At 66.0% G+C, this 20,810-nt stretch carries 17 protein-coding genes; 6 read left to right on the forward strand and 11 right to left on the reverse strand.

What is annotated here, in order from left to right:
• Nucleotides 1–57: 57 nt before the first annotated feature.
• The 3 genes from ccsB to ACSFB7_RS27085 form a co-directional block, all read right to left on the reverse strand.
• On the reverse strand, nt 58–1,374 hold the full coding sequence (gene ccsB, locus ACSFB7_RS27075; protein ID WP_435475425.1) for a c-type cytochrome biogenesis protein CcsB: 1,317 nt from the start codon (nt 1,372–1,374) through the stop codon (nt 58–60).
• The gene (locus tag ACSFB7_RS27080) at nt 1,371–3,551 is read right to left on the reverse strand and encodes a cytochrome c biogenesis protein ResB (RefSeq protein WP_435475426.1); all 2,181 of its coding nucleotides are present in this window, start codon (nt 3,549–3,551) and stop codon (nt 1,371–1,373) included. Before ACSFB7_RS27080 ends, ccsB begins: the two co-directional genes overlap by 4 nt.
• A gap of 127 nt (nt 3,552–3,678) precedes the next feature.
• On the reverse strand, nt 3,679–4,353 hold the full coding sequence (locus tag ACSFB7_RS27085; RefSeq protein WP_435475427.1) for a c-type cytochrome: 675 nt from the start codon (nt 4,351–4,353) through the stop codon (nt 3,679–3,681).
• A 73-nt stretch (nt 4,354–4,426) separates the two neighbouring features.
• Between ACSFB7_RS27085 and yihA the strand changes: the two genes are divergently transcribed.
• Both yihA and ACSFB7_RS27095 read left to right on the forward strand, forming a co-directional pair.
• Complete coding sequence (gene yihA / locus ACSFB7_RS27090) at nt 4,427–5,176, forward strand: ribosome biogenesis GTP-binding protein YihA/YsxC (RefSeq protein WP_435475428.1); 750 nt, start codon at nt 4,427–4,429, stop codon at nt 5,174–5,176.
• Between the two features lie 85 nt (nt 5,177–5,261).
• A complete protein-coding gene (locus tag ACSFB7_RS27095) occupies nt 5,262–6,176 on the forward strand; it encodes an alpha/beta fold hydrolase (RefSeq protein ID WP_435475429.1) in 915 nt (304 codons plus the stop codon).
• On the opposite strand, the gene ACSFB7_RS27100 is transcribed toward ACSFB7_RS27095, so the two are convergent.
• Both ACSFB7_RS27100 and ACSFB7_RS27105 read right to left on the reverse strand, forming a co-directional pair.
• Nucleotides 6,170–7,054: an LpxL/LpxP family acyltransferase gene (locus ACSFB7_RS27100; protein WP_435475430.1), complete on the reverse strand. Its 885-nt coding sequence runs from the start codon at nt 7,052–7,054 to the stop codon at nt 6,170–6,172. The two genes, ACSFB7_RS27095 and ACSFB7_RS27100, sit on opposite strands and share 7 nt — an antisense overlap.
• Nucleotides 7,051–7,944, reverse strand: a complete 894-nt coding sequence (locus ACSFB7_RS27105; protein ID WP_435475431.1) for a lysophospholipid acyltransferase family protein — start codon at nt 7,942–7,944, stop codon at nt 7,051–7,053. The genes ACSFB7_RS27100 and ACSFB7_RS27105 overlap by 4 nt, the downstream gene beginning before the upstream one ends.
• A 221-nt stretch (nt 7,945–8,165) precedes the next feature.
• On the opposite strand from ACSFB7_RS27105, the gene metK reads away from it, so the two are divergent.
• Nucleotides 8,166–9,347, forward strand: a complete 1,182-nt coding sequence (metK, locus tag ACSFB7_RS27110) for a methionine adenosyltransferase (protein WP_435475432.1) — start codon at nt 8,166–8,168, stop codon at nt 9,345–9,347.
• A gap of 34 nt (nt 9,348–9,381) precedes the next feature.
• Here metK and ACSFB7_RS27115 read toward each other — a convergent pair whose 3' ends face one another.
• Nucleotides 9,382–10,803, reverse strand: coding sequence for a sensor histidine kinase (locus ACSFB7_RS27115; RefSeq protein WP_435475433.1), 1,422 nt, complete (start codon nt 10,801–10,803; stop codon nt 9,382–9,384).
• Between the two features lie 330 nt (nt 10,804–11,133).
• Nucleotides 11,134–11,808 carry a response regulator transcription factor gene (locus ACSFB7_RS27120; RefSeq protein WP_187108006.1) on the reverse strand — a complete coding sequence of 225 codons (675 nt, stop codon included), beginning with the start codon at nt 11,806–11,808 and terminating at the stop codon, nt 11,134–11,136.
• 177 nt (nt 11,809–11,985) lie between these two features.
• Between ACSFB7_RS27120 and ACSFB7_RS27125 the strand changes: the two genes are divergently transcribed.
• The 3 genes from ACSFB7_RS27125 to ACSFB7_RS27135 are packed head-to-tail and all read left to right on the forward strand — an operon-like array spanning nt 11,986 to nt 14,734.
• Nucleotides 11,986–13,005, forward strand: coding sequence for an ABC transporter substrate-binding protein (locus ACSFB7_RS27125; RefSeq protein WP_435475434.1), 1,020 nt, complete (start codon nt 11,986–11,988; stop codon nt 13,003–13,005).
• Nucleotides 13,006–13,007: 2 nt separating this feature from the next.
• Entirely contained in the window at nt 13,008–13,823 is an 816-nt protein-coding gene (locus ACSFB7_RS27130; RefSeq protein WP_435475435.1) for an ABC transporter ATP-binding protein, read from the forward strand.
• A gap of 35 nt (nt 13,824–13,858) precedes the next feature.
• Nucleotides 13,859–14,734, forward strand: a complete 876-nt coding sequence (locus ACSFB7_RS27135) for an ABC transporter permease (RefSeq protein WP_435475436.1) — start codon at nt 13,859–13,861, stop codon at nt 14,732–14,734.
• A 339-nt stretch (nt 14,735–15,073) separates the two neighbouring features.
• On the opposite strand, the gene ACSFB7_RS27140 is transcribed toward ACSFB7_RS27135, so the two are convergent.
• The 4 genes from ACSFB7_RS27140 to ACSFB7_RS27155 all read right to left on the reverse strand — a co-directional run bounded on the left by ACSFB7_RS27140 (nt 15,074) and on the right by ACSFB7_RS27155 (nt 20,788).
• Nucleotides 15,074–17,206, reverse strand: coding sequence for a TonB-dependent receptor domain-containing protein (locus ACSFB7_RS27140; RefSeq protein WP_435475437.1), 2,133 nt, complete (start codon nt 17,204–17,206; stop codon nt 15,074–15,076).
• Between the two features lie 70 nt (nt 17,207–17,276).
• Complete coding sequence (locus ACSFB7_RS27145; protein WP_435475438.1) at nt 17,277–17,462, reverse strand: hypothetical protein; 186 nt, start codon at nt 17,460–17,462, stop codon at nt 17,277–17,279.
• Nucleotides 17,459–18,658: a PepSY-associated TM helix domain-containing protein gene (locus ACSFB7_RS27150; protein WP_435475439.1), complete on the reverse strand. Its 1,200-nt coding sequence runs from the start codon at nt 18,656–18,658 to the stop codon at nt 17,459–17,461. Before ACSFB7_RS27150 ends, ACSFB7_RS27145 begins: the two co-directional genes overlap by 4 nt.
• 30 nt (nt 18,659–18,688) lie before the next feature.
• Nucleotides 18,689–20,788 carry a TonB-dependent siderophore receptor gene (locus tag ACSFB7_RS27155; RefSeq protein WP_435475440.1) on the reverse strand — a complete coding sequence of 700 codons (2,100 nt, stop codon included), beginning with the start codon at nt 20,786–20,788 and terminating at the stop codon, nt 18,689–18,691.
• Nucleotides 20,789–20,810 lie beyond the last annotated feature (22 nt).

Consider the following 20,810-nt stretch of genomic DNA (forward strand, 5'->3'; position numbering starts at 1 on the left):
TACGCGCCATTGCAGCGCGTGGTTTCAATTCTTCGCGAAAAGCCGAAAGCCCGAGGCCTACAGGGTGCCGTAGCTGTGCAGGCCGCTCAGGAACATGTTGACGCCGAGAAAAGCGAAGGTGGTCACCGCCAGCCCGCCCAGCGCCCACCAGGCCGCCACGGTGCCGCGCAGCCCCTTCACGAGCCGCATGTGCAACCACGCCGCGTAGTTGAGCCAGACGATCAGCGCCCAGGTTTCCTTCGGGTCCCAGCTCCAGTAGCCGCCCCAGGCATCGGCCGCCCACAGGGCGCCGAGCACGGTCGCGATGGTGAAGAAGGCGAAGCCGACCGTGATCGACTTGTACATCACGTCGTCGAGCACTTCGTTGGCCGGCAGGCGGGCCGCGATGCGCTTGCGCCCGAGCAGGATGCCGGCCGCGATGAGCGCCGAGATGCCCGCATACACCACCCAGTAGCTGCCACCGGCCTCTTGCACGCGCTGGCGGAAGGCCACCGGCACGAAGCACAGCGCCACGCCCAACAGCCAGATCGGCGTGAGCTTGTACCAGCGCGTTTCGCTGGCCTGCTCCTTGATGAGGTAGGCAAAGGCCACCATCGCCGCGAGCGAGAAGGTGCCGTAGCCGATGAAGTTGGCCGGCACATGCAGCTTCATCCACCAGCTTTGCAGCGCAGGCACCAGCGGCTGGATTTCATGCGCCTCGCGCACGATCGTGTACCAGAGCAGGAAGCCGACCGCCGCGCTGACCACCAGCATCACGAAGGCACCGAGCGCGCGCGTGTTGTAGCGCTCTTCGAAGTACAGGTAGAACGCGGCCGTCATCCAGCAGAACAGCACGAACACTTCGTACAGGTTGCTGACCGGGATGTGGCCGATGTCCGGGCCAAGCTGGTGGCTTTCGTACCAGCGCACCATGGTGCCGATCAGCGCCATCGTGACGGCGGCCCAGGCCAGGCGCGAGCCGATCGCATCGAAGGTGTCGGACTGCTTGCCACCGAAGAAGCCGAGCCAGTAAAAGATCGTGCTCATGAAGAACAGCACGCTCATCCAGAGGATGGCCGACTGGCTCGACAGGAAGTACTTGAGCCAGAACACCGAGTCGGCACGTGCCAGGTCGCCCTGGTACGAACTGATGGCCAGCAGCGACGCAGCGGCCACCACCAGGGCCAGCACCCGCAGCGGACGCCAGAACCAGCAGATGGAAATCATCGCGATCACCGCACCGGCCAGGATCGGCTTCTCGTAGTAGTCCATCGACCCCGCATAGCGCGCGAAGGCGAACATGCCGCCCGCCAGCACCAGCGCCGCGAACACCCAGTCGAACAGGTTGCGGCGCGAGAGCCAGCTTTCATTGAGCGTGAGGGTCGTGGTGTTCATTTTGTCGCCGGTTCGTCTTTGTTCAGTGCGAGCAGCTTGTACTTGAGATGCTCGAATTCGCGATCGCTGTCGATGGTCTTGCGGTTGACCGAGAACGCCATCGTGGCGGCCGTTGTGCTGTTTCCGTTGTCCGCGGAACCAGCGTCCTGGGGCGTCAGCCACACCCACAGCCTGCGCTCGCGGACGTACAGCATGGCAAAAATCCCGATGATCAGCAACAGGCAGCCCAGATAGACGACGCTCTTGCCAGGGGCACGCGCCACCTGGAACACGCTGGCCTGCACCTGGGTGAAGTCGGTCATCATCATCGCGACGGGCGCGGGATAGAAGTGCGCGTCGCTGATCGCCAGCACCGCCTGCGTCAGGTAGGCCTGCGATTTCTCGTCGTTCGGCATGGCCGCCAAGCCAGCACCTTCGCGACTCAGGTTGAGCACCTCGAACAGCACGTCATTGAGGATGCGCACCAGCACGCCGCCGGCGCGCTCGCGCTCGGCCTCGGGCACGTTGACCTCCATGAACTCGGCAATTGCCTGCCAGCCGCCCACCGTGGTGGCGTCGGCCTTGGCGCGCTCGCTGCCCGCGAACAGCGCCAGCGCGCGGGTGGCGGACACGCGCAGCTGCTCGGCCATCTCGGGGCGCTTGGGGTCGCTCGCCTTGGCGATGTAGCGCTCGATGGCGCGTGCACGGGTGTCGGCATCGCCAAGCGCTGCGCGCATGCGCACGAAACCGTCCATGGAGCCCTGGTCGTCGGCCGGCACGCGCAGGTAGCGGAACGGGTCTTCGGGCTTCTCGCGCATGCCAAGCAGGAAGACGGGCTGGCCGTCGCCGGTGTCGACCGGCACCATGTAGTTCTGATATTCCCGCGCCTGGCCTGCGGCGTCGCGCAGCTTGTAGCCGATGCTCGGGCCTATGTTGCGCAGCACCTTGGGCTTGTTGACCTTGTTGGCGGCACCCAGGCGCGATTCGATGTCGTGCCGCAGGTCGACCTTGCGCACGTCGGCACCGCTGCTCATGGCGCCGGCATCGGCGAAGTTCTCGACGTTGATCACGCGCAGCGCGGCGTATTCGAGCGTGAGCTTTTCCTTGCCGTTGGTGATCTCGGTGCTGGGGCCACCGATGATGCCTTCGACCTCGAAGGGCTTGGCCGCGGCCGCCATCGGCACGGCCTTGAGCTTCACCTTGGAGCCGCCGTCGTCGAAGCTGGACTGGTAGATCTCCACGCCCTTGTAGCTGGCCGGGTGGTTGACTTCGATGCGCGCCGGCACCTGCTCGCCGGTTTCGCGGTCATGCAACACCACCTCGCTCGCGAACAGCTTGGGCATGCCGGTCGAGTAGTAGTCGACGATGAACTTCTTCAACTCGATGGAGAACGGCAGCTCCTGCAGCAGCACGCCGTCGGCCTGGTTCAGGATGGCCACGCTGCCCTGCCCGCCCTCGGGCACGAGGATGTTGCCGCGGAAGGTCGGGTTGCTGGCCGACAGGCGGTGCTCGGGCGCCACGTCGGCGATCATGCCGCCGCCGGTGAACACGCTCTTGCCGTTGAACCAGGTCTGGGCGCGCACCACCAGGTCGCCGTCGAGCAGCCCGCCGATGCACACCAGCACGATCGCGCTGTGGGCCGCGATGTAGCCCAGCTTGTGGGCACCGCCGGCACGCGCGGCGACCATCCAGCCGCCGGCGGACTTGCCGTCGCCCGAGGCTTCACGCTGCTGCAGCTTGACCTTCCAGCCACCGCTGACCAGCAATTGGCCGATGCGGTTGGCCGCTGCGTCCGGCGCTTCGTCCAGGCGGGTCTCGGCGCGCTGGCCGAAGGCCTTGAGGCTCTGCGCGCGGATGTCTTCCTTGAAGGTCTTCAGGTCGATCAGGATGCGCGGCGTGTTGCGCACGATGCACAGCGTGGTGCTGATCACGAGGAACAGCAGGATCAGCAGGAACCACCAGGCGCTGTAGATCGAGTCGAGCCGGGCGGCCCGGAAGAACTCGGCCCAGAACGGGCCGAACTGGTTGATGTAGTTGTTGATCGGCTCATGCTGCTTGATCACCGTGCCGATGATCGAAGCGATGCAGATGATGGTGAGCAGAGCGATCGCAAAGCGCATCGACGAGAACAGCTCCACACCAGCGCGAAGCACCTGCGGGCCGCGATGAACGCGAAGGCCATGGGTGGAGACTGACATCGAATGGGAGAAGAAAAGGAAAAAGAGAGGAAAAAACAAAAGGGCGGGCCATCCTCCTGGATCGGCCCGCCCTTTGTTTGGGGTTGTTATCGGCGGTTAGTTCATCACGCCCGAAAGCGCGTCATCTTCAGCGCAGGCCGGCGATGTAGTCGGCCACGGCCTTGATTTCACGGTCGTTCAGCTTGGCGGCGACACCGGTCATCGGCAGGCTGTTCAGTCGCACGTTGTCGCGGAAGGCGGTCAACTGGGCCACGGTGTAGTCGGCGTTCTGGCCGCCCAGGCGCGGGTATTGGGCAGGCATGCCGGCGCCGTTGGGGCTGTGGCAGCCGGCGCAGGCCGGGATCTGGCGATCGCCGATGCCGCCGCGGTAGATCTTCTCGCCCAGCGCGATGGTGTCCTTGTCTTTCGAGAAGCCCGGCTTGACCTTCTTCAAGCCCACGAACCAGGCGATGTTGCGCATGTCTTCGTCGGACAGCGCCGAGGCCAGCGGCTTCATGATCGCGCTCTTGCGCTTGCCGGACTTGAAGTCCTGAAGCTGCTTGAGGATGTATTCGGGATGTTGTTGCGCCAGCTTCGGATTGGCCGCAATGGCCGAGTTGCCGTCCGCGTTGTGGCACGAAGCGCAGCTCTGGCTGTTCGCCGGCGTTGCATTGAACACCGTGTCGCCCTTGGCGGGATCGGGCTTGGCCGGCTTCGCGGGCTCTGCCGCGGCCGGGGCCGCTGCATGCTCATCGGCTGCAAAACTCGCGCTGGATGCGATGCCCACGAGGGCTGCAAGCAGAATATTGGCAAACAACTTCATATCGGGGGCTTCGAATTTATTGGCGCAAAACCTCACGATTCTACAATGTGGGTCTAGTTTCGAAAGTCCGTAGATGCCCACCCCGCCGCGCAAGTCCGCCGCCTACCCTCCCCGCGCGGCTCAGCCTGCGGATCCCCAAGTCGCCGAGCGCGAGCGCGTCGCGCTGGGCTGGCTGCACACCGCCCACTTCCTCACCAGCGCGCCGCAGCTGGAGCATTTGCCCCCTGTAGACCTGCCTGAAATTGCCTTCGTCGGCCGCTCGAACGCGGGCAAGTCGACCGCCATCAACACCCTCACGCAGCAGACCCGCTTGGCCTTCGCATCCAAGACGCCAGGCCGCACGCAGCACATCAACCTGTTCGGCATCGGCAAGCAGAAGGTCGACGACGCGGTGCTGGCCGACCTGCCCGGCTACGGCTACGCGGCCGTGCCGAAAGAGGCCAAGCTGCGCTGGCAACGCGTGATGGGCAACTACCTGATGACGCGCGAGAGCCTGCGCGGCGTGGTGCTCATGTGCGACCCGCGCCAGGGCCTGACCGAACTCGACGAGATCCTGCTCGACGTGATCCGCCCGCGGGTGGAGCAAGGGCTCAAGTTCCTGGTGCTGCTGACCAAGTCCGACAAGCTCACCCGCAGCGAAGCCGCCAAGGTGCTGTCGATTACGCGACTGAACGCCGGCGGTGGTGAGGTGAAACTGTTCTCGGCTTTGAAGAAGCAGGGCGTTGGTGAAGCCGCCGAGCTGCTGTGGCGCTGGGTGCATCCCGAGGGGGCGGCCGCACCGGCAACGCCACCGGAGCCGCCGGCGGAACCAGAAGAGGCCTGAGCACAAAACAGGCTGCACCGACCGTCCCATCTGCGAAGTTCACTATCAAAACAATAGCGACAGTCAACCCAAGGAGACAAGAAGCATGATCGAGACTTTCCAACGCAGCCTGCCCAACGGCACCACCCTGAGCTGCCGCGCCGCCGGCAAGCCGGGGCAGCCGCTGATGGTGTTCCTGCACGGCTTTCCCGAAGCCGCGTTCATCTGGGACGAACTGCTCGACTACTTCTCGGACCCCGCTCACGGCGGCTACCGCTGCGTCGCGCCCAACCTGCGCGGCTTCGAGAAATCGAGCGCGCCGACTGAAGTGGCGGCCTACAAGCCGCAGTTACTGATCCAGGACATCCAGCAGCTCGTCGCCACCGAAAGCGCCGACGGCACCATGGCCGCGCTGGTCGCCCACGACTGGGGCGGCGCCTTCGGCTGGGGCTATGCCAACGCGTTTCCGGCGCAGGTCGGCAAGCTGGTCATCATCAATTCGCCGCATCCGGGCACCTTCACGCGCGAGCTGCGCAACAGCCCCGCGCAGCAGCAGGCCAGCGCGTACATGAACTTCCTCGCGCGCCCCGACGCCGAGGCGCTGCTCGCGGCCGACGACTTCAAGCGCATGTGGCCCTTCTTCCTGCTGATGAAGGCCGGGCCGGACGGCTTCGGCTGGCTCACCGAAGAGGTGAAGCAGAAGTACCGCGAGGTCTGGGGTGCGGGCCTCACCGGTGCGTGCAACCTGTACCGCGTGACGCCGATGAAGCCGCCGCTGCCGGGCCAGACCATCGACGGCATCCCGGTGCTGCCGCGCGAACGGCTCACGGTGAACGTGCCGACTTTCGTGTTCTGGGCACTCGACGATGCGGCGCTGCTGCCCGGTCTGCTCGAAGGGCTGGAGGACTACGTGCCCCAGCTCGAGATCAAGAAAGTGCCCAACGCGACCCACTGGATCGTGCACGAGCAACCGCAGCTGGTGGCCCGTGAGATCGAGGCCTTCCTGCAGCGCAATCAGTAAATAGGCGGCTCGCCTTCGGGGCGGGTCTTGAAGCGGCGATGCACCCAGTAGTACTGGGAAGGCATCGTGTCGATGTAGCCCTGCAGGCGCTTGTTCATGAGCGCCGTGTCGGCCTCGACGTCGTCCGTCGGGAAGTTCTGCCAGGCCGGCAGCACCTGGATTTCGTAGCCGCCGGGCGTGAGCTTCGACACGATCGGCACCACCTTGGCCTTGCCCAGCCGCGCGAAGCGCGAGAGCGAGGGCACGGTCGCGGCCTGCACGCCGTAGAACGGCACGAAGATGGTCTGGTCGCGGCCGAAATCCATGTCGGGCAGCAGGTACAGCAGGCCGCCCTTGCGCAGGCCCGACAGCACCGGCTTGATGCCGTCCACCCGGTTCAGCGCGGCCACGTCGCCGAAGCGCGTGCGGCCCTCGCGGATCCAGGCGTCGACCATCGGGTCGCGCTGGGTCGTGTAGATGGTGGCCGAGGGGCGGGCCGTGTGCATGGTCAGCGCGGTGGCTGCCGCGTCCAGGCCGTAGAAGTGCGGCGCGAACAGGATCATGGGCGCGTCGCCTTCGGCGATCTCGCGGATCTCCGATGCTGCGCCGACCACCTTGAGCCGGCTCGCCACCACCTTCTCGGGCGCATGCCAGAGCCAGCTGCGGTCCAGCCACGACTGCGCGACGAAGACGAAGGTCTCGCGCGCGATGGCGCGACGCTCGGCCTCCGATTTCTCGGGGAAGCAGACGGCCAGGTTGGTGTCGACCACGCGCCTGCGCGGCACGGCAACGGTGTGCAGGATGCGGCCGAGGAACGCGCCGAAGCCACGCACCAGCGGCAGCGGCAGCGGCGCGATCGCCCGCATGAAGCCGATGCCGAGTTGGGAACCGAGGCTCATGGCGCCTCCCCGGCCGTGGCGGCAATCACTCGCTCGGCGCGCGGCTCCTTGTAGCGTGCGTAGTCCCACACGTACTGGCCGGGCAGGCTGTGGATCAGCCGTCCGATGGCGTCGTTCATCGCTGCAGCGGCCTCTTCGATGGAGGCCTTCGGATCGGTCAGCGCGGTGCCGACGATGGGCTCGAAGCGGATCACGTAGCCCGCACCGCGCGGCAGGCGCTCGCACACGCTCAGGAAGCAGGCTGCGCCGGTTTGTTGCGCCAGACGCGGAAGCAGGGTCATGGTGTAGGCCGGCCGCCCCAGGAACGGCGCCCAGACGCCCTGCCCCAGCGGCGGCACCTGGTCGGGAAGAATGCCGGTGTAGCCGCCGCCGCGCAGGGTGCGGATCAGGCCGCGCACGCCGCTGTTGTTGGTCGGCAGCGTCTGCAGGCCGGGCCGGTCGCGCGAACCCGCGGCGATCAGGCTGGCCATCCATTTCTTGCGTGCCGGGCGAAACAGCGCCGTGATCGGGCCATAAGCCGCCAGGAAGCGTTCGCCGATGGCCTGGCCGCACATCTCCCAGCTGCCGAGGTGCGGCGCCACGAGGATCACGCCTTTCTTCGCCTGCATGGCGGCCTCGAAGGCTTCGACGCCTTCCCAGCGCACCACGCGCGGCAGCACGGTCTCGCCCTGCGGGCGCAGCCACAGCCAGGGCAGCTCGGAGGCCATCTTGCCGGCGGCGGCGATGGCGGGACGGTATTGGTCGGGCGCGAAGCCCGCGCGCTCGGCGTGGGCCTTGAAGCGGCGACGGTAGTCCGGCGCGCTCCACCAGACCAGCCAGCCCAGCATGGTGCCCAGGCGATGCATCAACGGCATCGGCACGCGGGCAAGCAGGCGGAACAGGGTGATCATTGAAACAGGAGGGGGAGTCAAAAAACGGACGCGCGCGCATGGTATTGCGCGGCTCGAATAGAATGCCAATTGTCGCCGAGTTACGGAACAACTTGCAGGGCGACAAACACAAGCGCAAAGCGATTGTGCCCCGTCGATTTTTTTCGACACTCTGCTAAAGCGTTCGCCAGGGCTCCGCAGAGTTGGCAACGCGCCAAGTCACTTCAAGGAGTTTTGAACAAATGGCGAACGATTTCCTCTTCACTTCCGAATCCGTTTCCGAAGGCCACCCCGACAAGGTCGCCGACCAGATCTCGGATGCCATCCTGGACGCGATCTTCGAGCAGGACCCCCGCAGCCGCGTGGCCGCCGAAACGCTGACCAACACCGGCCTCGTGGTACTCGCCGGCGAGATCACGACCAACGCGCACGTCGACTACATCCAGGTCGCGCGCGACACCATCAAGCGCATCGGCTACGACAACACCGACTACGGCATCGACTACAAGGGTTGCGCTGTGATGGTCTGCTACGACAAGCAGTCCAACGACATCGCCCAGGGCGTCGACCACGCGTCGGACGACCACCTGAACACCGGCGCCGGCGACCAGGGCCTGATGTTCGGCTACGCCTGCGACGAAACGCCCGAGCTGATGCCCGCGCCGATCTACTACGCGCACCGCCTCGTGGAGCGCCAGGCCCAGCTGCGCAAGGACGGCCGCCTGCCTTTCCTGCGCCCTGACGCCAAGAGCCAGGTCACGATGCGCTATGTGGACGGCAAGCCGCACAGCATCGACACCGTCGTGCTGTCGACGCAGCACCATCCCGACCAGAGCGAGACGCAAACCAAGATGAAGGCTTCGTTCAACGAAGCCATCATCGAAGAGATCATCAAGCCGGTGCTGCCAAAGGAATGGCTGAAGGACACGCGCTTTCTGATCAACCCGACCGGCCGCTTCGTCATCGGTGGTCCGCAAGGCGACTGCGGCCTCACCGGCCGCAAGATCATCGTCGACACCTACGGCGGCGCCTGCCCCCACGGTGGTGGCGCGTTCTCGGGCAAGGACCCGTCTAAGGTCGACCGCTCGGCCGCCTACGCCGCACGCTACGTGGCCAAGAACATCGTGGCCGCCGGCATCGCGCGCCAGTGCCAGATCCAGGTGGCCTACGCGATCGGCGTGGCCGAGCCGATGAACATCACGGTCTACACCGAAGGCACCGGCCTGATCTCCGACGAGAAGATCGCAGCCCTCGTGCGCGAACACTTCGACCTGCGTCCAAAGGGCATCATCCAGATGCTCGACCTGCTGCGCCCGATCTACCAGAAGACCGCCGCCTACGGCCACTTCGGCCGCGAAGAGCCCGAGTTCACCTGGGAAGCGACGAACCAGGCGGCAGCCCTGCGCGCAGCTGCCGGCCTCTGATCGAAGGCCCCAGTCGGTCGCCGCTTTCTCAAGCTCAGGCGACCGGCGGAAATCGCACCGTGACCAGCAGCCCCTGCGCTTCGCGCGGGTTGGCTGCGAGATCCACGTTGGCATCGAAGGCCCGCGCAATCTCGCGCACGATGGCCAGGCCCAGCCCCGTTCCCTCGGTGTCCTGGGCCACCCGGTAGAAGCGCTCGAACACGCGCTCACGCGCCTCGACGGGAATGCCGGGGCCGTTGTCTTCCACCGTCAATTCCACAGCAGCACCTGCCATCTGTCGCACGCCGACGGTCACTCGACCGCCTTCCTGCGTGTAGCGCAGCGCGTTGTCGAGCAGGTTCGTCACCAGCGCATCGAGCAGCGCGGGCTGCGCCAGCACGAGAGCGCCCTGCGGCCCCGCATCCGCCTCCAACCCCAGGTCGATGCCGCGCCGGTCTGCCAGCGCCGCCAGTTGCTCCACGCAGCGCAGCGCCACCGCGGCCAGATCGAGCCGTTCCAGCCGCGTGTGTGCGTCGCCGTGCTCGGCCTGCGCCAGCAACAACAGCTTGTTGGTCACGTCGACCAGCCGGCGGTTGCTGGTCTGCATCGCGACCCACATCGCATCCATGTCGGTGCGGCGCGTGTCCCATTCACCGCGATGCTGCCGCGTGTAACGCGCAAACTCGATCTGCGAGGCCTGCATCGCGAGCGGCGTGCGCAACTGATGCGCCGCATCGGCGATGAAGCGGCGCTGCGCCTCCGAGTGCGCCTTGAGCTGGCCCACGAAGCGATTGATGGTGTCGGCCACCGGCCGCAGCTCGGAGTGCAATGCCTGCGGGTCGACCACCAGGTCCAGGTGCAGCGGGTCGCGCTGCGCAAGCTGCTGGCTCAGCCGCACGATCGGACGCAGTTCGAGCGTGAGCGCCGCCACGGCAAGCGCAATGGTGAGCACCAGTGCAATCAGCAGGTACTCCATCGACGGCCACCACAGCGTGCGCAGCATGTGGTCACGACTGCGCTCGGTCTTGCCCACGGTGATCGTGATGTCGCGCGCGCCGCCGGCCTCGTACATCGAGCGCGTGGTGACGACGGCGCGCAGCGGCCAGCCTGCGAAATGCGTGTCGTACCACTGCGCACGGTCGATGCCCTCGGGCTTGCGCACGGCGGGCAGCGGGAAGTCGGCCGAGCCGGCCAGCACCTCGCCGTCAGACCCCATCACACTGAGGAACACATGATCGCGCTCGGCCGACACGAACAGGCTGAGCGCGGAAGGCGGCACGCTGGCCTTGACGTCGTCGTCCTCCCAGATCAGCCGGTCCGACAGCACCTTGGCAGAAGACAACAGGTCGTGGTCCTGCACATAGTCGGCCACCTCTGCCGCATTGCGCCAGTTCAGGTAGCCGCAGATCGCAACGAACACGGACATGGGCAGCAGCAACCACAGTGCGAGACGCAGGCGCAGGCTGGCGCGCTTCATCTGAATGCCTCTGTCGTGCGTTCGGGGTGTGCGTGTTCGGGGTACGTGCGAATGACACCGGGTGCTCCCCTCCGCGAATGTCCCCCGCTTCGCTCCTCCTTTATTTCGCTGCGGGGAGCACCCGGTGTCATTCGCACAGGGGCACGCTGCTGGTGATCGGCGATCAACGACCGCTGCGCATAACGCTCACGCTGGCGGGGTGCTCTGCGCAGCGAAATAAAGGAGGAGGGGCGCGCAGCGCCCCGGGGGACATTCGCGGAGCAGAGCACGCCGTCGGCGTGAGCGCGCCATGAATAGCAAACGCCAAACACAACGCAACGGACCTTCACCCTAGTCCTCCTGCCGCGTGCGCAACAAGTAGCCCACGCCACGCAGCGTGATGATCGTCGCCTGACTCGCTTCGAGCTTCTTTCGCAACCGATGGATGTAGATGTCGACTGCGTCCGCACTCGGCTCATCGTCCAGCCCGAAGATCGCGTCAATCAGCGCCTGTTTGGAGACAGTGCTCCCCGCCTTCAACATCAGCGTTTCGAGCAGCGTGCGTTCACGCGGCGGCAGCGCCAGCTCCTCGCCGGCCAGCGCGAACTGCCGCGTGCGCAAGTCGTAGTGCAGGTCGCCGCAAGCAATGTCGTTGGCCTTGCCCGGCATCTGGCGACGCACCAGCACCTTGATGCGCGCGACCAGCTCGCGGATCTCGAAAGGCTTCACAAGGTAGTCGTCGGCCCCGATCTCCAGGCACAGCACCTTCTGGTCGAGCGAGGCGGTGGCCGTGAGGATGATCACCGGCACCGCATCGCCACGCTCACGCAACCGCCGCAGCACAGCCTTGCCCGAGAGCTGGGGGATGTTCAGGTCCAGCAGCACCACGTCGTAGGCCGTCTGCAGCAGCAGGCGGTCGGCCGCGTCGCCGTTGTCCACGTGGTCGACCACGAAGTCCTGCTCGCGCAGCAGGCTCGCGAGCCAGTGCGCGAGTTGCGGGTTGTCTTCGATGAGCAGCAGCTTCATGGGGTCGGGGTGGTGGCGGTGGATTCTAGGAAGCATCCGCCAGCCCTAGGGATAACCATGACAAATCACGCGAGGCTTCGAAAGCTGGCCGAAGGATGCCGCTTCCTAGACTGGCCTCGTCCTGCGGCAGATGCGCTGGGACTTTCAACTTCTTCCAATAACGGAGACCCGAAAACCATGTCCGCTTCACGCCGCACTCTGCTGGCCGCCGCCATTTGCACCGCGCTCGCCGCCACCGCCCCGCTCGCACAGGCCGCCGACGCGCCCATCACCATCATGGTGGGCGGCATCAACAAGATCATCTACCTGCCGGCCAAGCTCACCGAGGCGCTGGGCTACTTCAAGGAAGAAGGCCTGAACGTCGAACTGCAGTCGCAGCCCGCCGGCGTCGATGCCGAGAACCAGTTGATCGCCGGCGCGGTGCAGGGCGTGGTCGGCTTCTACGACCACACCATCGACCTGCAGAGCAAGGGCAAGGAAATCCAGGCCATCGCCGTCTTCTGCAAGGTGCCGGGCGAAGTCGAACTGGTGTCGACCAAGGCGGCAGCCGCCGGCTTCAAGACCATGGCCGACGCCAAGGGCGGCAAGACGCTGGGCGTGACGGGCCTGGGCTCTTCCACCGACTTCCTCACGCGCTACCTGGCCGACCGCGCCGGCGTGGCCTCGAAGGACTACTCGCTGCTGCCCGTGGGCGCCGGCAACACCTTCATCGCCGCCATGAAGCAGGACCGCATCCAGGCCGGCATGACCACCGAGCCCACGGTGTCGCAGATGCTCAAGACCGGCGACGCCAAGGTGCTGGTCGACCTGCGCACCGAGGCCGACACCATCAAGGCGCTCGGCGGCCTCTACCCGGCGGCCAGCCTCTACGTGCAGAACACCTGGGCCGAGTCGCACAAGGCCGAAGCCACCAAGCTGGCCCGCGCCTTCGCCCGCACCATGGAATACATCCACACCCACAGCGCCGAGGAAATCGCCGAGAAGGTGCCGCGCGATTACTACGGCAACGACAAGGAGCTGTACGTCACGGCGCTGAAGGCCTCGCTGCCGATGTTCACCACCGACGCCAAGATGCCCGCCGGCGGCCCCGAGACCGTGCTGAAGGTGCTGGCCACCTACAAGCCGCTCGTGAAGAGCAAGAACATCGACCTGTCGAAGACCTACAGCAACGCCTACCTGGCAGCGGCGGCGAAGTGACCATGCGCAACGGAACGCCCCCCAGCAGCGGCAGCAGTGCCGTGACCTCGGCCATCGACTTCAACGACGTGTCGCTGCGCTTCATCTCGCAGGACGGCAACGCCACCGTGGCGCTGCGCAACTTCAGCATGTCGGTGGCGCGCGGCGAGTTCGTCGCCATCGTCGGGCCCACGGGCTGCGGCAAGTCGACCACGCTCAACATGATCACCGGCCTGCTCAAGCCCACCGTGGGCGACGTGAAGGTGATGGGCCAACCGGTGAACGGCGTCGATCCACGCATCGGCTTCGTGTTCCAGGCCGACGCGGTGTTCCCGTGGCGCAGCGTGGAAGACAACGTGGCCGCCGGCCCGATCTTCCGTGGCAAGCCGAAGAAGGAAGCGCTGGCGCTCGCGCAAGAGTGGATTCATCGCGTGGGCCTCTCCAAGTTCGGCAAGCACTACCCGCACCAGCTCTCGGGCGGCATGCGCAAGCGCGTGGCGCTGGCGCAGACCTTCATCAACAACCCCGAGATCCTGTTGATGGACGAGCCTTTCTCGGCGCTCGACATGCAGACGCGCACGCTGATGCAGGACGAGCTGCTGCAACTGTGGTCGGGCAACGGCGGCTCGGTGGTGTTCGTCACGCACGACATCGAAGAAGCCATCGCGCTGGCCGACCGCGTGTTCGTGCTGTCGGCGCGGCCCGCCACGCTCAAGCGCGTGTACGAGATCGACCTGCCGCGCCCGCGCATCATGTCCGAGGTGCGCTACACGCCGCAGTTCATCGAGATCTCGAAGCACATCTGGGACGACCTGCGCGAAGAAGTGGTCATCCAATGACAACGCCCTCTCCTGTTTCAGCATCCGGACCTGCCATGACCACCTCTTCTTCCACCCTCAAGGCAGCCGTGCTGCCCTCGTCGCTCAGCGACGCCGCGCTGGCGCGCGAATCCGAAATCGCGCAAGCGGCCATCCGTGGCCGTCGCCGCATGATCATCGCGCTGCGGCTGATCGTGCTGGTGGTGGTGCTGGGCGGCTGGGAGATCGCGGCGCGCCTGAAATGGATCGACCCGTTCTTCTATTCGATGCCCACGATGATCTACGACCAGCTCGTGGAGTGGATTCGCGACGGCACCTCGCAAGGCTCGTTGTGGATGCAGGTCGCGGTGACGTTGGAAGAAACGGTGATCGGCTTCCTGATCGGCTCGGTGGCCGGCGTGCTCTGCGGCATCCTGCTGGGACGCAACAAGCTGCTGTCGGATGTGTTCAGCCTCTACATCCAGATCGCCAATTCGATCCCGCGCGTGGTGCTGGGCTCGATCTTCGTGATCGCCCTGGGCCTGGGCATGGCGTCGAAGGTGGCGCTGGCGGTGGTGATGGTGTTCTTCGTGGTCTTCGGCAACGCCTTCCAGGGTGTGCGCGAGGCCGACAAGTTCATGATCGCGAACGCACAGATCCTCGGTGCTTCGCCGCGCCAGGTGACGATGTCGGTGGTCATCCCATCGGCCATGTCGTGGATTCTTGCCAGCCTGCACGTGAGCTTCGGCTTTGCACTGGTCGGTGCGGTGGTCGGCGAGTTCCTCGGCGCCAAGGAAGGCATCGGCCTGCTGATCTCGACGGCACAAGGCGCGTTCAATGCCAGCGGCGTGTTCGCGGCGATGATCGTTCTTGCTGTCGTGGCTCTGGCTGCGGACTTCCTGCTGAGTTCGCTCGAGAAGCGGTTGCTGAAGTGGCGGCCTGCTGCTTTCTGAACTCGACACGGTGATGGAAAAACGGCGGGGATTACCCGCCGTTTTTTTTGTGTCTGTTGTTCGGGGCGCGTGCGAATGACACCAGGTGCTCCCCTCCGCGAATGTCCCCCGCTTCGCTCCTCCTTTATTTCGCTGCGGGGAGCACCTGGTGCCATTCGCACAGGGGCACGCTGCTGGTGTGCAGCCGATCAACGACTGCTCTGTCCAGCGCTCGCGCCGATACGGGGCTCTTTTTCGCGAAATAAAGGAGGAGCGAAGCGGGGGACATTCGCGAAAAAGAGCACCGTGTCGGCGTGAGCGTCGCCCTGAACAGCAGCAGCGCACAAACGACGCATCAACTCAGAACCGATAAGCCCCACTCAACCCCACGGTCCAGCTACGCCCAGGCGCAGGCTCGTAGTAGCGACCGTTGCCTTCGTTGACGATCACCGACCCCACGTAGCGGCGATCGAACAGGTTGTCGATGCGCGCGAAAGCGTTGAACTCCCAACGCTCCCACTTCTTCAGATAGCCGGCGTAGGCCGCAGCGACCGCATAGCCGGCGGCGACGGCGGTGTTGACGTCGTTGGCCTGGATGCGGCCCAGTGCGCGCATCTCCACACCCGCGCGCCAACCTTCGGGCGGCACCCAGCCCAGCGACGCAAACAGCGACTGCCGCGCGATGCCCGGAATGCGGTTGCCCGCAGCCACGGTGTTCGCAGTGCCACAGGGCGACGGCGAACAGAAGGCGTCACGGTACGTTGCGTCCAGCCACGTGTAGGCCAGTTGCGTGCGCCAGTGGTTGGCCGTCTCGTGCTGCCAACCCAGCTCGAAGCCGTTGCGCCGCGTACGTCCGGCGTTCTGGAAAGTCGCACGGCCGCCGACATTGGTGTCGGTCACGATCTCGTCGCGCGTGCGGGTCTGGAACAACGCGGCCGTCAGCAGTCCGCCTGCAAGCCGGGCCTTGGCACCCAGCTCGATGCTGTCGTTGACCGAAGGCCGCAGCGCGAAGTTGAGCCCGCTGGCGCCGTTCGCGCGGTACGAGAGTTCGTTGAGCGTCGGCGTCTCGAAGCCCCGGCCGATGGAGCCGTACAGCGCGAGGTCCGGCGTGGCCTGGTAGCGCAGCGACGCGACGGGCAATGTCCGGCTGTAGCGCGCGTTGCCGCTGTCGTCGCGGTTGGTGCCGACGATGTAGTGGTCCTGCGAGTCGAAGTGCACGCTGCTGCGGCGCACGCCGGCTTCGAGCGTCCATCGGTCGGTGAAACGCCAGCTGGCTTGCGCGTAGGGGTCGAGGTTCCACACCGTGTTGAGTTCGTTGCGGCGCAGCCGTCCTTGCACGCCGAGCAGCGGCGCCGCGACGGGGCCGAGGTAGTTCTCGTAGCCGCGGCGCTGCTCGCGCAGGCTGTCGTAGCCCAGGCCTGCGACCACATCGAACGGCCGGTCGGCCAGCTTCAGCGCGGCGCTCCAGCGCAGGTCGACGCCGCCGTACTGGCGCGACAGATCGATCACACCGCCCGCATGCAGCGGGTTCTGCTGCGCCGACACCGGGATCGACTGGTATTGCGTGGTCTTGCGCTCGCCGCCGTAGACCATCAGGCGCAGCGCCTGGTCGGCATCGATGCGCCGCTCATAAAGCAGGCCGATCTGCGTCTGCTCGACCGTCTTGCGGGTGTTGTACTGGTTGGCAAGCGGCGCATTGCGCGGCGCCAGCGCGTACTGGTCGGCAGTAAGGCCCAGCGGGTCTTGTGCGTCGATGCGCACGCTGTTCAGGATCAGCGTGAGCTTGTCGCCGTTGTCCAGCGCAATGCCGAGCTTGCCGTTGGCAATGTCGCGCCGCGCCGCGCTGTGCTCACGCCAGCCGTCGGTGTGAAAGCGGCTGGCATCGAGCAAATAGTCGACGGCGCCCTCCGAACCGCTGAGCTGGAGCGACTGGCGCCAGGTGCCGAAGCTGCCGCCCGCGAGCGAATATGAAAGGCGCGGCGCGCCCTCACCCGAGGCGGTGAACGCCTGCACCACGCCACCCGAAGAATTGCCATAGAGCGCGGAGAACGGCCCGCGCAGCACCTCGATGCGGTCGACCGAGCCGATGTCAATGTTCGAGGTCTGGCCTTGTCCATCGGGCAAGGTGGCGGGAATGCCGTCGACGTACAGCCGCACGCCGCGCACGCCGAAGGTGGAACGCGCGCCGAAGCCGCGAATGGACAGTTGCAGGTCTTGCGCGTAGTTCAGCCGGTTCTGCACCTGCAGCCCCGGCACGGCGCCGAGGCTTTCGGAGAGATTGACCTGCAGGCGGCTGTTGCGCATCTCGTCGCCATCGATGCGATCGACCGAGCCGGGCACATTGAAGGGCGTGACCTCGCCGCGCGGGGTGGAGACGGTCACTTCGCGCAGCCGGGCCGCCGCCGTGTCAGCCTGCGGTTCCTGCTGTGCCTGCGCGGCGAATGGAACGCCCAGCATCAGCAGGCGGGCGGCGGTGGCGAAGGCGACATTCATCGCACCGATTCTGCTTCGGTGCGCCGGGCGGCTTGCCTAGCGGGAACCCGCTCAGTGGCGGGAAACGCAACTAGCGCGCGGGGCGGCGCCAGCCGAACCAGACGCACACGACCACGGGAACGCCCAGCGCGAACCACGCGAAGATGTCGCCCAGCCCGCCGTCGCTGAAAAGCGCGGAGATCAGGCCGACGGTTGTGAGCAGGCCCAGCACGATCGGCCAGCGCCACATGCGCCAGAAGCTGTGATGCTGTTTCATGCCTGCGCTTTCATGGCCGGTGCCGGCTCGGGTTGCGATGCGTCGGGCGCATGTTTTTCATGCGTTGCCGCTTTGGTGGACGCCTTGGTGGATGCGGGCACGGGGTTGCCCCGCTTGAGCCAGAGATACAGCCCGCTGCCCAGCACGATGATGGTCGCGATGTCCAGCAGCGCCCAGAGGATCTGCATCGGCATGCCGCCATAGTCGCCGAAGTGCAGCGGCTGCGACACCAACAGCGCCGTCAGGTACCACGGCATCTTCGGCGCCGCCGTGACTTCGGTGGTCTTGGCATCGACCAGCACCGGCTGCAGCAGCTTGGAAGTGAAGGGCTCGTTGCCGCGCAGGAAGAAGGTGTTGTGGTGCGGGCTCGAGAAAGAAGTGCCGGGGAAGGCGATGAACGACAGCTTCATGCCGGGCGCGCGCTGCATGGCCTGCTCCATCGAGCGCTGCACCGAGCCGCGTTCGGACGCCGCCACCACCGGCTCGTTCTTGTAGGGCGCGAGCAGCGCGCTGAGCTGGTCGTACTGCCAGTACTTGATGACCAGGTCGGCCCACGTGTTGATCATGCCGGTGGAGCCCACCACGAACAGCCACACCAGCGTGACCACGCCCAGCAGGTTGTGCAGGTCGAGCCACTTCAGGCGGGGCCGCTTGTCGCGCCGCACCGTGCCGAAATCGAGCTTGCGCATGAAGGGCGAATACAGCACCACGCCCGAGACGATGGCCACCAGCAGCAGCAGGCCCATGAAGCCCAGGAAGAGCTTGCCCGGCAGCCCGGCGAACAGGTCGACGTGCAGCTTGAACATCACGTACATGAAGCCTTCGTCGAACTTCGGCTGTGCAAGCACCGCGCCCGTGCGCGAGTCGACCGCCACCGACTTGAAGTCGTCGGTGGGTGCCGGCGTGGGCGTGAGCGTGACGAACCACAGGCCGTCGTCGTCCTCGGGCTGCGAGGCGAACTGCACCACGCGGTCAGGATGCTTGGCCTTCGCGATCTCCAGCACCTTGTCCAGGCTGATGTGCGGCGTGCCGGCCGCCATCTTCGGCGCCTCGACTTCGGTGCCCAGCAGGTGGCCGATCTCGTGGTGGAAGATCAGCGGCAGCCCGGTGATGCACAGCAGCAGCATGAACACGGTGCACACGAGGCTGCTCCACTTGTGCACCCAGGCCCAGGTCTTGATCTTTCGGCTGTTCATGTCGTGGTGATTCTGGTGTGGGGACGAATTTTAGAAACGGTAGGTTGCGCTGGCGACGATGTTGCGGCGCGAGCCGTACCAGCAGTCGCCACGCGAAAGACAGGTGCTGAAGTACACCTTGTCCGTCACGTTGTTGATGTTGAGCGCATAGCGCCAGCGCTCGGTGTCGTAGGCGAACACGAGGTCGGCCAGCGCCACGCCCGGAATGCGTGGCCCGATGCCGGCCTGCATGTCGCGGAACGAACTCATCAGGCGCAGGCCCGCGCCGGCCGAGAAGCCGTTCACGCCGCCGATGGAAAACCGGTACTTGGCCCAGACGCTGGCCTGGTGCCTGGGCAGGCCTTCGATCTTCGCGTCGACGTCGGTGTAGTTGTAGTGCGCGATCAGGTCGACGTTCGATCCGACGGAGCCCTTGGCCTCCAGCTCCACGCCCCGGGTCTTGGTCTGGCCGAGTTGCGAGAACACCTTGGGCTGCAGCTCGACGATCTGGTTCTTCTCGCGCAGGTCGTACACCGCGGCGCTGAAGGCCAGGGCGCGGTCCTTGGGTTCGTACTTCACGCCGGCTTCCCACTGCTCGCCGCGCAGGGGCGTGAAGATGCGGCCTTCGCGCGCCGACTGTGGCGTGAACGACTCGCTGTAGCTCAGGTACGGCGACCAGCCCGAGGGCAAGGCGTACATCACGCCAAATCGCTTGGTGGTTGCGCTGCTCTTTTCGTCGTTGCTGCCTTCGGCGCTCGACACGGCCCTGTCGTGGCGCAGGCCGGCCACGAAGATCCAGTTGTCGAACTTGATCTGGTCTTGCAGGTAGAAGCCGTTCTGGCGCTGGCGCGTGCGCGGGCGGGCGGTGCGCTCGGGCACGTCGACATGGCCGTAGACGGGCGCGTAGACGTCGATGGTGTCGAAGGTGGTGCCGCTCCACACGCTCTCGCGCTGGCGCGCGAAGTCTGCGCCCACGAGCAGCGTGTGCTTGAAGGCGCCGGTCTGGAAGTGGCCTTCGACGTGGTTGTCCAGCGTCTGCGTGCGGTTGCGCGTCAGCGAGCTGTCGTAGTAGCGGCCCAGCACGCGCTTGAAGACAGGGTCCGCGGCCCAACCGCCGGGATCGCTGAAGGAATCGCCGTAGTGGTAGCGGTTGTCGTTCTGGTTGCGCGCGTAGCGGAAGTTCTGCCGCACGGTCCAGTCGTCGTTGAACTTGTGCTCGAACTGCCAGCCGAAGGTCTTGCGCTCGCTGTCGTAGTAGTCGAAGCCCGGCTCGCCGATGAAGCGGCTGGTGGGAATGCGGCCGTTGATGCTGGGCAGCAGCGTGCCCTGCCACGGCAGGAACTGCGAGCTGCTGCCGCTCTTGTCTTTTTGCCACAGGCCTTGCAGCGTCAGCGAGGTCGCGGCGTTGGGCCGCCAGGTCAGCGAGGGCGCGATCACGCTGCGGTCGTCGGGCACGTGGTCGACCTGGGTATCGGACTTGCGCTGCAGGGCGACGAGGCGGTACGACAGGCTGCCGTCCGCATTCAGCGGACCGGTGAGGTCGGCCTGGATCTGCTTGCGGCCGAAGCTGCCGAACTGCACGCTCACCTCGCGTTGCGCTTCCTGCAATGGTCGCTTGCTCACCATGTTGATCACGCCGGCGGCCGTGCCCGCGCCGAACAGCATGCCCGAGGGGCCGCGCAGCACTTCGAGACGCTCCAGCGTGTAGGGCTCGGTGCGGGTGGTACTCGTGTAGTAGCCGTAGGACTGGCGCAGGCCGTCGAGATAGACGTCGGGCGTCGCGCCACGCACGCGCACCGCATCGTTGCGCGAATCGAGGCCGTACGCATCGGAGCGCACGCCGGCCGCGTAGTTGAGCGCGTCCTGCAGGTTGGTTGCGCCCTGGTCGACCATCTGGTCACGGGTGACCACGGTGACGGATTGCGGGGTTTCGGACAGCGGGGTGTCGGTCTTGGTGGCGGTCACGGCGTTCTTCGCGCGATAGCCGATCACGGGCGACTTGGCGGTTTCTGGCTCGGCGTTTGCGTCCACCCGCACTTCAGGCAGCGAACCCGCTCCCGCCGTCTGGGCCAGCACCTGATGCTGCATGTAAATCGCCAGGCACCCCACCAGCACCGATGCGGCCTTGCGCCGCGCCAACAACCTCGTCATTCCTGCTTCACTCCGAAAATAC

The sequence above is a fragment of the Variovorax raffinosi genome, assembly GCF_051216615.1.
Classification (GTDB): Bacteria; Pseudomonadota; Gammaproteobacteria; order Burkholderiales; family Burkholderiaceae_C; genus Variovorax.

What these genes read in the sequence shown, in the direction of transcription:
- ccsB (WP_435475425.1), bottom strand. Translation starts at nt 1,374, where the DNA reads ATGAACACCACGACCCTCACGCTCAATGAAAGCTGGCTCTCGCGCCGC.
- ACSFB7_RS27080 (WP_435475426.1), bottom strand. Translation starts at nt 3,551, where the DNA reads ATGTCAGTCTCCACCCATGGCCTTCGCGTTCATCGCGGCCCGCAGGTG.
- ACSFB7_RS27085 (WP_435475427.1), bottom strand. Translation starts at nt 4,353, where the DNA reads ATGAAGTTGTTTGCCAATATTCTGCTTGCAGCCCTCGTGGGCATCGCA.
- yihA (WP_435475428.1), top strand. Translation starts at nt 4,427, where the DNA reads ATGCCCACCCCGCCGCGCAAGTCCGCCGCCTACCCTCCCCGCGCGGCT.
- ACSFB7_RS27095 (WP_435475429.1), top strand. Translation starts at nt 5,262, where the DNA reads ATGATCGAGACTTTCCAACGCAGCCTGCCCAACGGCACCACCCTGAGC.
- ACSFB7_RS27100 (WP_435475430.1), bottom strand. Translation starts at nt 7,054, where the DNA reads ATGAGCCTCGGTTCCCAACTCGGCATCGGCTTCATGCGGGCGATCGCG.
- ACSFB7_RS27105 (WP_435475431.1), bottom strand. Translation starts at nt 7,944, where the DNA reads ATGATCACCCTGTTCCGCCTGCTTGCCCGCGTGCCGATGCCGTTGATG.
- metK (WP_435475432.1), top strand. Translation starts at nt 8,166, where the DNA reads ATGGCGAACGATTTCCTCTTCACTTCCGAATCCGTTTCCGAAGGCCAC.
- ACSFB7_RS27115 (WP_435475433.1), bottom strand. Translation starts at nt 10,803, where the DNA reads ATGAAGCGCGCCAGCCTGCGCCTGCGTCTCGCACTGTGGTTGCTGCTG.
- ACSFB7_RS27120 (WP_187108006.1), bottom strand. Translation starts at nt 11,808, where the DNA reads ATGAAGCTGCTGCTCATCGAAGACAACCCGCAACTCGCGCACTGGCTC.
- ACSFB7_RS27125 (WP_435475434.1), top strand. Translation starts at nt 11,986, where the DNA reads ATGTCCGCTTCACGCCGCACTCTGCTGGCCGCCGCCATTTGCACCGCG.
- ACSFB7_RS27130 (WP_435475435.1), top strand. Translation starts at nt 13,008, where the DNA reads ATGCGCAACGGAACGCCCCCCAGCAGCGGCAGCAGTGCCGTGACCTCG.
- ACSFB7_RS27135 (WP_435475436.1), top strand. Translation starts at nt 13,859, where the DNA reads ATGACCACCTCTTCTTCCACCCTCAAGGCAGCCGTGCTGCCCTCGTCG.
- ACSFB7_RS27140 (WP_435475437.1), bottom strand. Translation starts at nt 17,206, where the DNA reads ATGAATGTCGCCTTCGCCACCGCCGCCCGCCTGCTGATGCTGGGCGTT.
- ACSFB7_RS27145 (WP_435475438.1), bottom strand. Translation starts at nt 17,462, where the DNA reads ATGAAACAGCATCACAGCTTCTGGCGCATGTGGCGCTGGCCGATCGTG.
- ACSFB7_RS27150 (WP_435475439.1), bottom strand. Translation starts at nt 18,658, where the DNA reads ATGAACAGCCGAAAGATCAAGACCTGGGCCTGGGTGCACAAGTGGAGC.
- ACSFB7_RS27155 (WP_435475440.1), bottom strand. Translation starts at nt 20,788, where the DNA reads ATGACGAGGTTGTTGGCGCGGCGCAAGGCCGCATCGGTGCTGGTGGGG.